The sequence below is a fragment of the Bacteroides sp. DH3716P genome (assembly GCF_025914115.1).
GTDB lineage: Bacteria > Bacteroidota > Bacteroidia > Bacteroidales > Bacteroidaceae > Bacteroides > Bacteroides ovatus.
Window position 1 is genome coordinate 3419064 of the sequence record NZ_CP083673.1, and the last position, 11522, is coordinate 3430585.

Genomic DNA, 11522 nt, shown 5'->3' on the forward strand with positions numbered 1-11522 from the left:
TGAATCTGAAAAGACTAAAAGCGGGATGGGATGAAAAATATTTGTCACAACTTTTACAGGAAAATAATTTTTAATGCGTCTGCCCTGCAACTGATAGCTTATCTGTCCACACAAGTAAGCCCCTGCTAACTATTAAGCAGAGTGATATAAACAACAGGACTAATACATATATAGAGTACGACTGTTTTTCAAAAGAAAGGCATATACCAGGAAGAGAACATGAGGATGTAGATTATGCACGAAGAAATAACAAGAGTAATAGTGGCATATACTCCTTTAATTCATTACGTAAAAGTTCCATCGTTTTTTGTTTATATCGATTGATAGACTTCACGCTAAGATTCATCTCTTCTGCAATCTCTGTATGAGTTTTGCCTTCAAAGAAACTTTTAATAAAGACCGTTCGATAGTTTTCGGGAAGTTTGTTTAATGTCTCATACAACATTCTGTATAGCTCATCAAGAGTATATATACTATCCGGTTCTGTTTCATAGACAGGAGCTTTCTTCTGTATATTTTCCGCATAGCTCCATTCATATTCCTGATGTTTCAGGAAATTCAGGCAGCTATTTTTTACGCACATTTTGATGTAAGCTAATGCGGTGTTCGATTGAAGATCAAAAGAATCAGTATCCAGTTTATCCCATAATGAGGTGAATACATCCGAAACGATGTCTTCACGTGTTTCTTTATCATCAACAAACCTTTTTGCATACAAACAAAATGGGGCATAATACTCCTCATAAAGTTGTTTGAAAGCCCGTTCCTTAGTCTGTTTGGAAAAAGATATTTTCATTATTTAGAGGTTCTGTAGTTTTTCATTTTGCTGCAAATATATAATAAGATAATTATCAAAGCCTAATTTTCGATTCTTTTTTTTGCTTTCAACACTAATGAATAGAAAATAATCAGATGAGGCTGTCCTTTTGTATATAGGTTGATTGTATTATATATAAACGGGATTAAAATATGAAAAACAAGTTTTTTTTATTGGCTATAACCTTTTGTTTGCCAATACATTCTCAAGGAGTTTCCAAGTCTTTTATTCCGATGGCTGAAATACCTGCCGGAAGTTTTTATATGGGAAGTGACGGATTAGGCGAAGATTTTGATGAGGCTCCTATCCATCAGGTAATAATCTCTCGCCCGTTTCGTATGGGAATCACTGAAATAACGAATGCGCAATATGAATCATTCCGTCCGGAACATCGGGCATTACGAGGAAAAAACGGTGTTTCGCTGGAAGATGATGAAGCAGTCGTCAATGTGAGTTATTCCGATGCTGTTGCCTTTTGTGAATGGCTTAGCCGGAAAGAAGGCAAAAACTATCGTTTGCCAACAGAAGCGGAATGGGAATATGCTTGTCGGGCAGGCACATACACACTATTTTCTACAGGAGACGGGTTACCTGCAGTTTATCATCGGAATCAAAAAGTGGTTCGTGACTTTGATCCGGTATCTTTAAAAGTAGCCCAGACTCCTCCTAATACATTCGGGCTTTATGATATGCATGGAAATGTGGAAGAATGGTGCTTGGATTGGTATGCTCCTTATTCCGCAGAAAAGCAGAAAGACCCGGCAGGACCGTTGACCGGAGAGTTTCGGGTCACTCGAGGAGGGAGTCATCACACCCCGGAGAAATACTTGCGAAGTGCCAATCGACTGGCTATGCTCCCGGAAGATAAACATTCCCAAACCGGATTTAGAATTGTGGAAGCAGATACTCGTTTGAATGTATCGGGAACATCTGCCCCTGTCCCGTTCAATCAGAAATCTGTAGAAAATACATCTATAAAATGGAAAAAAGTATCTGCTATCACACCGATGTTTTTGCCTCCGATACCATTTGTGGTACGTCCGGTATGTGATTCGAATACCCCATTTTATCTGCATAATCATCAGCCTGCAGTTACGTGGTGTGATAATGGAGATTTGCTGGCAATATGGTTTTCTGCAAATGAAGAGAATGGGAGAGGGATGGTAGTACTCGGTTCCCGCTTGCGTGCCGGGCACACTGATTGGGATGTGGCTTCTTTATTCTTTAAAGTTCCGGATCGGAATATGACAGGAAGCGCTTTGCTCAATGACGGGAAAGGAAAATTGTATCATATCAATGGAGTGGAAGCATCGGGAGACTGGCAGAATCTCGCAATGGTACTACGTACCAGCACAGATAACGGTGCTTCATGGAGCACTCCTAAACTGATAGCTCCCGAACATACCAAACGTCATCAGGTAATAGCTGGTACGATTCGCACACGTGAGGGATGGCTGGTTCAAGCCTGTGATGCGGGTCCCGGCAGTCATGACGGGGCAGCTGTTCAAATCAGTAAAGATGGAGGAAAAACATGGTGCGATCCTTGGGATGGCGCTCCTTTGCCGGATTTCAAAGAAGGAGGAACGGGAAGTACAATCGCAGGTATCCATGCGGGAATTGTACAATTAGGGAACGGAAGTTTGATGGCTATGGGGCGTGGTAATAGCATACGGAATAAAGAAGGAAAGCTCCGAATGCCAATGAGCATATCAGATGATATGGGAAAGACCTGGAAATATGTAGCAAGCGAACTCCCTCCTATTGACGGAGGTCAGCGTCTTGTTTTAATGAGACTGAATGAAGGACCTTTGCTATTGGTTTCTTTCACAGACCATCCGCAACGTACGCCTTTGGAAGAACGTGGTCTGGAATTTAAGGATAAAAATGGAAATGTGAAGAAAGGATATGGCATGTATGCGGCTCTTTCCTACGATGAGGGAAAAACATGGCCGGTAAGAAAACTACTGACGGACGGTGAATATCGTTTTTTAAACGGTGGAGCATGGACGGGATATTTCGAAATGGATGAAAATCATGCTGAACCACGTGGCTATCTTGCAGGAACACAAACTCCTGATAATGTGGTTCATATCCTTAGTAGCCGATTGCATTACCGCTTCAATTTGGCATGGCTCGAAAAATAAAATAAAAAAAGTTTGTTTTTGCTGTCCTTTTCCAATTACTTCAGTTGTATTATAAGTGTAATTACAATTAAAAGATAAGATTTTGAAAGAAAATATGGAAAATATGAGTCCGGAATCATTGCTCCGTAAAGCACAAGCATTGGGAGATGATATTAAAGAAATGGAATCCATTGATGTATTGGGTGCCTATTATCAAGCACAAACCAAAATAAAAACTAATAGAAGAAAGAACATGTATAATCAACTGATGCGTTATGCAGCATTTCTGACTATACCTTTATTTCTCTCTTCTCTGGTTTTGGGATATTTATATTTTAGTGGAACAGAAACCGACGAGAAATATGCAGAGGTGGTAACCGCTACCGGTTCTGTCATACGTTATGAACTTCCGGATCATTCTGTAGTATGGTTGAATGCAGGTAGTACATTGCGTTATCCTACCACTTTCAAGAAAGACAACCGGTTGGTAGAACTGAAGGGTGAGGCATATTTCGAAGTGCAGGCAGACAAAGATCGTCCTTTCTATGTAAATACTCCGAATGGCTTGAGCGTATATGTTTATGGTACCAAATTTAATGTAGCTGCTTATGAGGATGATAATTATATAGAAACAGTATTGGAAAAGGGTAAGGTAAATGTGATAACCCCCGATCAGGAAACAATCGTATTGGCTCCTGGAGAACAGTTGCTTTACGACAAACAGAGTCAAAAGTCGAAAAAAAATAAAGTGGATGTCTATGGAAAGATAGCTTGGAAAGATGGAAAACTAATTTTCAGAAATGCTTCATTAGAAGAAATCCTGAAGCGTCTGGAACGACATTTCAATGTAGAAATTCAGTTTAACAATAGGTCTGGAAAAGAATATAAGTACCGGGCTACTTTCCGGACTGAAACTCTGTCGCAGATATTGGATTATCTGGCCAGGTCTGCCGATTTAAAATGGAAAATTGAAGAACCGCAACAACAGGCAGATGATACATTATCAAAGACTAAAATTAGAGTAGATTTATATTAGAGTAGTAACCCTTAAAATAAAAGCCCATGGAATAACACAAGAGAATAAAAGAAAGGAAGAAAGCTGCTACCAACAGCTGTCTTCCTCCGAATTTTCCAGATTCACGGTACAAGGTCTCGCAAACACTAGCCGGAATCAAACCATAGTTCATTTAGTAATAAACTTTAGTTAGCCACAAATGTATGAAAAAAAATCATTCATTTACAGCATTATGTCCTAAATATGCTTTAAATCTAAAACTTCCTTTAGTTATGAGGATTAGTCTAGCACTACTTTTCGCAGTAGTATTACAACTTTCTGCCGAAGATGGCTATGCCCAGCGAACGCGGGTTGCCATTTCAATGAACAATGTATCTGTAGAACAGGTACTGAATAAAATAGAGGAGACGTCCGACTATGTTTTCCTTTATAATGATAAAACAATTCAGAAGAATCGTATTGTTTCTGTGAGAAACAATTCAGGTAAGATCCTGGATATTCTTGATGAGGTATTTAAAGGAACCAACATTACTTATACAGTGGTTGATAAGCAGATTATCTTGTCTACCAATAAATTGAATGTAACAGAGCAAGATCCGACTATTCAGGTAAAAGGTACAGTGAAAGATACAAAAGGAGAACCTTTGATCGGAGTGAATGTGAAAGTAAAAGGGACAACTACCGGTGCTATTACAGATTTCGACGGAAACTTTCAGATTCAAGCTAAAAAGGGAGCGGTATTGGAGATCTCTTATATTGGATATGCTTCTCAAGAGGTGAAGGTTACAGATAATAAATCGCTTTCCATTGTGATGACGGAAGATGCAAAAGTCTTGAATGAGGTTGTTGTAACGGCTTTGGGCATTAAACGCGAAACCAAGTCTTTGACATACAATGTGCAGCAGATTGGCGGCGACGAAGTGGCAAAGGCGAAAGATATGAATGTGATGAGCAGTCTTGCCGGTAAGGTGGCGGGTGTGAATATCAATGCAAGTTCATCCGGTATTGGAGGCGGTGCCCGTGTGGTAATGCGTGGTACGAAGTCTATATCAGGTAATAACAACGCTCTATATGTAGTAGATGGAGTTCCTTTGGCTAATATATCAGGTGAACAACCCGACGATCAGTATACGGGTGCCGGACAATCCGGTGACGGATTGGCTAACTTCAACGCTGATGATATAGAATCAATTTCAGTACTTAGCGGATCGGCCGCCGCTGCACTATACGGTTCGGCTGCTGCCAATGGTGTGGTACTTATCACAACGAAGAAAGGAGCTGTAGATAAAACCAGATTGACTTACAGTAATAATTCAACTTTCTATTCACCATTCCGATTGCCGGAATTCCAGAATACGTATGGTTCGGAAACTGGAGAGTGGTATAGTTGGGCATCTAAATTGTCATCTCCTACCGATTATGAAGTTAAAGATTTTTTTCAGACAGGTTACAATGTAGCAAACACTGTAAGTCTGACTACAGGGACACAAAAAAATCAAACCTATGTATCCGTAGGTGCTGTGAATGCCCGGGGTATCATTCAGAATAATGACTTGGACAGATATAATTTCTCTGTTCGTAACACGACCTCTATGCTGAATGATAAACTGACGATGGATTTAAGTTTTATGTATTCTAATGTAAAGGAACAGAATATGTTGTCGCAAGGAGAGTATGCCAATCCATTGGTTCCCGTTTATTTATTTCCGCGCGGTGATGATTTCTCGAAATATCAGTATTATGAACGATATGATGTAGACCGTAACATAAAAACACAGTTCTGGCCATTGAAAGAAAATGGATTATCCATGCAGAATCCTTACTGGATTACGAACCGGAATATGTATACCAACAAGAAAGACCGTTTTCTGGCAAGCGGTTCACTAAAATATACGATAACAGATTGGTTGAATGTTTCCGGACGCGTGAAACTGGATAAGGAAACTATCAACTCGGAAAAGAAAATGTATGCTTCCACTTTGAATGTGATTGCTGAAAACTCGGATAAAGGAGCATACGTGCAATCGAACAAGAATACCAGTCAGATATATGCGGATGCCATGTTGAATATCAATAAATATTTCTATCACGACACATGGAATCTGACAGCATCTTTAGGTGCCAGTTTATTGGATTTGGATTATAAGGAACTTAATTTTGGCGGCGGATTGCTGACCATTCCTAATCTGTTTACTTCTAACAATGCGAACGTTTCCGGTAAATTAACCTATAAAAATACGAACTATCACGACCGTACCAATTCTTTATTCGGAACATTCTCATTAGGATATAAGGGCATGGTTTATGTAGATGGTTCGTTACGTAATGACTGGATATCTGCTTTGGCAGGAACAAACCATTCTTCCATATTATATCCTTCTATCGGTGCTTCAGCGATTCTGACTAATATGTTTACAATGAAATCTAACATTCTTTCTTATGCAAAGGTCCGCCTTTCATATAGTGAGGTGGGTAATGCACCGGAAAGATTCAGGGCTATCACTACTTACGCAGTGTTGGGAGGGTTGAATACCACTTCTTATTTCCCGATAAAAGACCTTAAACCGGAGAGAACTCATTCATGGGAAGGAGGATTTAATTTAGGTCTGTTTGATAATAAACTGACACTGGACGTGACAGCTTATAAGACATATACGGAGAATCAGCTCTTCAGTCCGGAAATTTCTACAACAACCGGATATTCTAAATTATATGTAAATGCAGGTAAAGTAACGAATAAAGGTATTGAGTTAGCTCTTGGCTTTAAACAGAATATAGGGCCTGTAGATTGGAAAACAACTTTACTATGGTCGCTCAACAGAAACCGCATTGACCAATTACTCCCTGAATATACAAATGAAGAGTTGGGAGTGACAGTACATCTGGACGAAATGGATGTCTATTCGTTAGGCGGTGCCAAACAGCGGCTAACAGTAGGGGGCTCTATGGGAGATGTATATGTGAATACAATGAGAACTGATGAGCATGGACATATCTGGATGAATTCAATGACGGGTACATTGGAAACAGATAAGAATAATTATGTCTATGCTGGTAATACCAATCCGAAATATACTCTTAGCTGGAGAAATGAATTTAATTGGAAAGGAATCAGTCTCGGATTTATGTTGAATGCCCGTGTAGGTGGTATCGGAGTTTCTGCCACTCAAGCTGTAATGGACTATTATGGAGTGTCTAAGACATCGGCAGAAGCGCGGGATAATGGTGGCGTGAAAGTAAACGGCCAGATGATTGATGCCCAGACATGGTATCAGACTATCGGAGCTAATGGTACAGGTTATGTAGGTTCTATGTATGTATATAGTATGACGAATGTTCGTTTGGGAGAATTGACATTGGGATATGATATTCCGATCAATAAATGGTGTAAATGGATTTCTGGATTGAATGTGTCCTTTGTAGGACGTAATTTATGGATGCTATATTGTAAGGCTCCATTTGACCCGGAATCTACTGCAAGTACAGGTACTTATAACCAGGGTATGGACTATTTCATGCAACCGAGTTTGAGATCGATGGGATTTTCTGCAAAGATTTCTTTCTAATTGGATAACCTTTAAAAAAAATAATGATGAACATACGTAAGTTTTTTAAAGTAAGGAACTACTACTTACTCCTTGGAGTAATCATGATAAATGTAGGTTGTACAAAGAATTTTTTGGAGTACAATACCAATCCTAATGAAGCAACCGATGAGATGACGGATTGGGATAATGTGAGAACTGGTTCTCTTCTTTTACAGATGGAGCAGAACGTACTGGTGGTAGCACAACCGGGACTTAATATCGGTTCGGACAGATATCAGACTGTGGAAGTGATGGGTGGAGATGGTTATGTCGGCTATTTTGGTTTTCCTGCTCCCAGTATCAATTCTGCCGGTCGTTACAATTGGGATAAAAGAAGTTGGTATGGTGATATGTTCACTACCAATTACCTGACGACTATGAATGCCTGGCGTGAAATAAGAAAAGCGATTAACAATGACGAAGATCCCCGGTTTTCTATGGCACAAATTCTGAAAGTAGCGGCAATGCATCGTGTGACAGATACCTATGGCCCTATTCCTTATTTGAATTTTGGAGTTTCAAAAGAAGTGCCTTATGATTCGCAAAAGGATGTTTATTACAGATTCTTTGAAGAATTGGATGGAGCTATCAATAACTTGGATAGTTATGCTGCATCCGGAAGTAAAGTTTTGTCATCATGGGATTGTGTGTTCAACGGTGATGTTACATCTTGGATAAAGTTTGCCAATTCACTTCGTTTGCGTCTTGCATTGCATCTTGCCTATGTGGATGAAACAAAGGCAAAAAGTGAAGCCCAACTGGCTATTGGCAATAGTTATGGATTGATGAATGTGAAGTCTGATTTAGCAGAACTTCAGCATATTACTCCGATAGCGACTTATGAAAGTCCTCTGTATATTCTGAAAGGATGGGATGATATTTGTATGGGAGCGACGCTGGATTCATACATGAATGGTTATCAGGATCCACGACTTTCTGCTTACTTCGAGGCAGGTACGGGTGGAAAATATCGGGGTATAAGAGCCGGAATGTCAAAGGACGTAAGTAAGGATAAATATATAACAGGAATCTTTGCCGAACCACAGGCAACCGCTACTTCCAATGTAGTGTGGATGCGTTCATCTGAATCATATTTCTTGTTGGCGGAATATGCTTTGCGTTGGGGAACGAATGCCGATGCTAAAAAGTATTATGAAGATGGAATAAGAATGTCATTTGATGAACATGGTGTATCAGGAGCTGACGCGTATCTGACAAGAACTGCGGCGGGTGGATATGTGCCTGCCAATTATGAGGATCCGGTGACATCATCTCATTCCATGGATGCTTTGGGGACTGTTTCTATCGCTTGGGATGAATCGGGAGATTTTAAAACAAATCTGGAACAAATCATTACTCAAAAGTACATTGCTCTTTATCCGGTGGGACAAGAGGCATGGACAGAGTTCCGCCGTACCGGTTATCCGAAAGTATTTCCGGTTGTTGTGAACGAAAGTTCCGGAGGTTCTGTAGACACAAATATACAAATCCGCAGATTACCTTATCCGGAATCGGAATATAATACGAATAGAACAGAGTTGGATAAAGGCATCACACTTTTAGGTGGCGTAGATAACCCGGGTGTCAGATTGTGGTGGGATGTGCCTAATAAATAATTGGTTACTTAAATAATGCAGAATATGAAAAGAAATTATGTATATTTTTTGTTCACCTATCTCTTGACATTTGTTGTGAGTGGTTGTGATACGGATATTGAACCGGAAGTTATACAGGCAGCTAATACTTATAATGAAGAATATTATCAGAACCTGCGTGAATATAAGAAAACAGATCATGCTATTTGTTTCGGCTGGTATGCCGGTTATACTTCAGAAGCATCTCCTTCGCAGGGGCTTCATTTCACTGGTCTGCCGGATAGTCTGGACATTGTCAGTCTGTGGTCAGGTATTCCTTCCAACAATCCGGCTTATGTAGAAACGAGTTATTATAACGAGCGTTATTTGCCGACTGCTTATGAGGAAATGAATTATATCCGTACAGTAAAGGGGACTCGCGTTGTGATGTGTACGATTTGCCGTATTGGAAGTACGGAGTTTCCTAAAACCGACGCAGGTATCGAGGCTTATGCTTTGCATCTTGCGAGATGTGTGTTGCGTAATGATCTGGATGGTTTGGACTTGGACTACGAACCGGAAGGCGACTGGTTGCAAAATGATAACTTTACAAAGTTTATAAAGGTATTGGGAAATTATTTCGGTCCTCAATCGGGTACAGGCAAATTATTAATTGTTGACTTCTATAATCAGCTGCCTCCTAAGGAAACAGAACCTTATGTCGATTATTTTGTACGACAATGTTACACCACCGGTAGTGCTCAAAGTTTGCAATCTAAATTTGACCAGCTTAGCAGCTGGTGTCCTCCTGAAAAATTCGTTGCTACGGAACAAATGGGATGGTACTGGCAGAATGGTGGAGTCGAATTTACGGAAGCCGATGGAAATAAAGTAGATTCATGGGGCAATCCAATCTATTCTGTAATAGGTATGGCACGCTGGAATCCTACACAAGGACGAAAAGGCGGATTCGGTGGATATTATTTTGAATATGAATACAATACCACTCGTCCTGCTAATCAGGCTATAGGTGATAAAGAGAAAGCCGCTATTCCTTATTATAGCCTTCGGCGTGGTATTCAGGAACAAAATCCTGCCGGAAAGCCTGTACAACAGTCTACTAAACAAGAAACGGAAGAAGAAAATGGATGAATTTTAAATTTGTATGCAAGGTATGAAAACATTGAATAATATAAAAAAGATATGGGGAGCTGCTTTGATAGGAATAGCTTCTTTTATGCTGCTGGGATGCCAGGAAGCCGCTCAAAAAGGTGACGGGTTGTTAATGACCGGAACATCTTCGGATAGATTGGTAAAGTTCGCCATTGATGGATTTCCATCTGCGTATGCTGTTTCTGTGACTTCAACTTCTCGCGTTGAATCGGATATTCAGGTGAATCTGGCTGTTGATGCAAGTCTGGTTGATACTTATAATGAGGAAATGGGAACCAATTATTATCCCATTCCGGATAAATCATATACATTTGAAAATCCGGAGGTTACTATTTCAGCAGGACAGGCAATTTCTTCTGCTGCCTCTCTTTCAATTGCCGATGATTCGGAATTTGTTCCGGGACGTGTTTATTTGATACCGGTTACCATAAAAAGTGCGACGGGAGATTTGGATATTATAGAAGCAGGGCGTACTATTTTCCTGAAAGTATCTCGAACATTGCGTTTCCATGCTCCGTATGTAGGACAGGCTTCTATGGCTTATCAATTTTTGCTTCCGGATCCTATTCCTTCTTTGCCTACTTATACATGGGAAGTGAAGATTTACGCCACTAAATTCCGTTCTTCCGGAGCTTCCGGTACTACCCGTGTTTGCTCATTTGGAGGTAGTGAAGCATCTGTAGAAGGGGGAGCGATTGATGATGGAGGCTTTAAATGTGACCAGAACCTGCTTCGTTTTGGTGAAGGAACGGATGAACCGAACCAGTTGCATGTAACAACTAAACAGGGTAAAATGTCATCGAATACTCGCTTTGCTTTAAATACCTGGTATGCTGTTGCCTTGGTAAATGACGGCAGTACGTTGACATTGTATATCAATGGAGAGAAAGATAACTCAATGACAGTTGCTCCGTATGAATATGCGCTTTATGGAGTACAGATCGGTATGCCTTCAAAAGGTTATCAATCTTCACAATTGTTTTATGGTCGTTTGAGTGAGATGCGTCTTTGGACTCGTCCTTTGTCTGCTCGTGAAATTAAAGCAAATGTATGTGGGGTAGACCCTTCTACCAATGGGCTTGTGTCTTATTGGAGAATGAATGAAGGAGAAGGAACTACTTTCTATGATTTATCTCCGTCAAAGCGTGATATCAGTTATAAGAATGGAATCACGATTGACTGGACTTATGATGATACGAATAAATGTCTTGAATAAGGTAATAATAAATGAAT

General features: G+C 40.1%; 7 protein-coding genes. 6 read left to right on the forward strand and 1 reads right to left on the reverse strand.

Features of this window, described 5'->3' with window-relative positions:
- Nucleotides 1-232: 232 nt before the first annotated feature.
- Entirely contained in the window at nt 233-796 is a 564-nt protein-coding gene (locus KQP79_RS12680; protein ID WP_004302268.1) for an RNA polymerase sigma-70 factor, read from the reverse strand.
- Nucleotides 797-969: 173 nt separating this feature from the next.
- Here KQP79_RS12680 and KQP79_RS12685 point away from each other — a divergent pair, with 173 nt between their 5' ends.
- The 6 genes from KQP79_RS12685 (at nt 970) to KQP79_RS12710 (ending at nt 11505) form a co-directional block, all read left to right on the forward strand.
- Complete coding sequence (locus KQP79_RS12685; protein ID WP_004319714.1) at nt 970-2961, forward strand: SUMF1/EgtB/PvdO family nonheme iron enzyme; 1992 nt, start codon at nt 970-972, stop codon at nt 2959-2961.
- Nucleotides 2962-3055: 94 nt separating this feature from the next.
- Nucleotides 3056-3976 (forward strand): FecR family protein, encoded by a 921-nt coding sequence (locus KQP79_RS12690; protein WP_008648521.1) that lies wholly within the window; start codon nt 3056-3058, stop codon nt 3974-3976.
- 251 nt (nt 3977-4227) lie between these two features.
- Nucleotides 4228-7521, forward strand: a complete 3294-nt coding sequence (locus KQP79_RS12695; protein ID WP_004319711.1) for a SusC/RagA family TonB-linked outer membrane protein — start codon at nt 4228-4230, stop codon at nt 7519-7521.
- A gap of 23 nt (nt 7522-7544) precedes the next feature.
- Nucleotides 7545-9158 (forward strand): SusD/RagB family nutrient-binding outer membrane lipoprotein, encoded by a 1614-nt coding sequence (locus tag KQP79_RS12700; protein WP_022199280.1) that lies wholly within the window; start codon nt 7545-7547, stop codon nt 9156-9158.
- 24 nt (nt 9159-9182) lie between these two features.
- Nucleotides 9183-10268: an endo-beta-N-acetylglucosaminidase family protein gene (locus tag KQP79_RS12705; protein WP_004319710.1), complete on the forward strand. Its 1086-nt coding sequence runs from the start codon at nt 9183-9185 to the stop codon at nt 10266-10268.
- 22 nt (nt 10269-10290) lie between these two features.
- Nucleotides 10291-11505, forward strand: a complete 1215-nt coding sequence (locus KQP79_RS12710) for a DUF1735 and LamG domain-containing protein (protein ID WP_004319707.1) — start codon at nt 10291-10293, stop codon at nt 11503-11505.
- Nucleotides 11506-11522 lie beyond the last annotated feature (17 nt).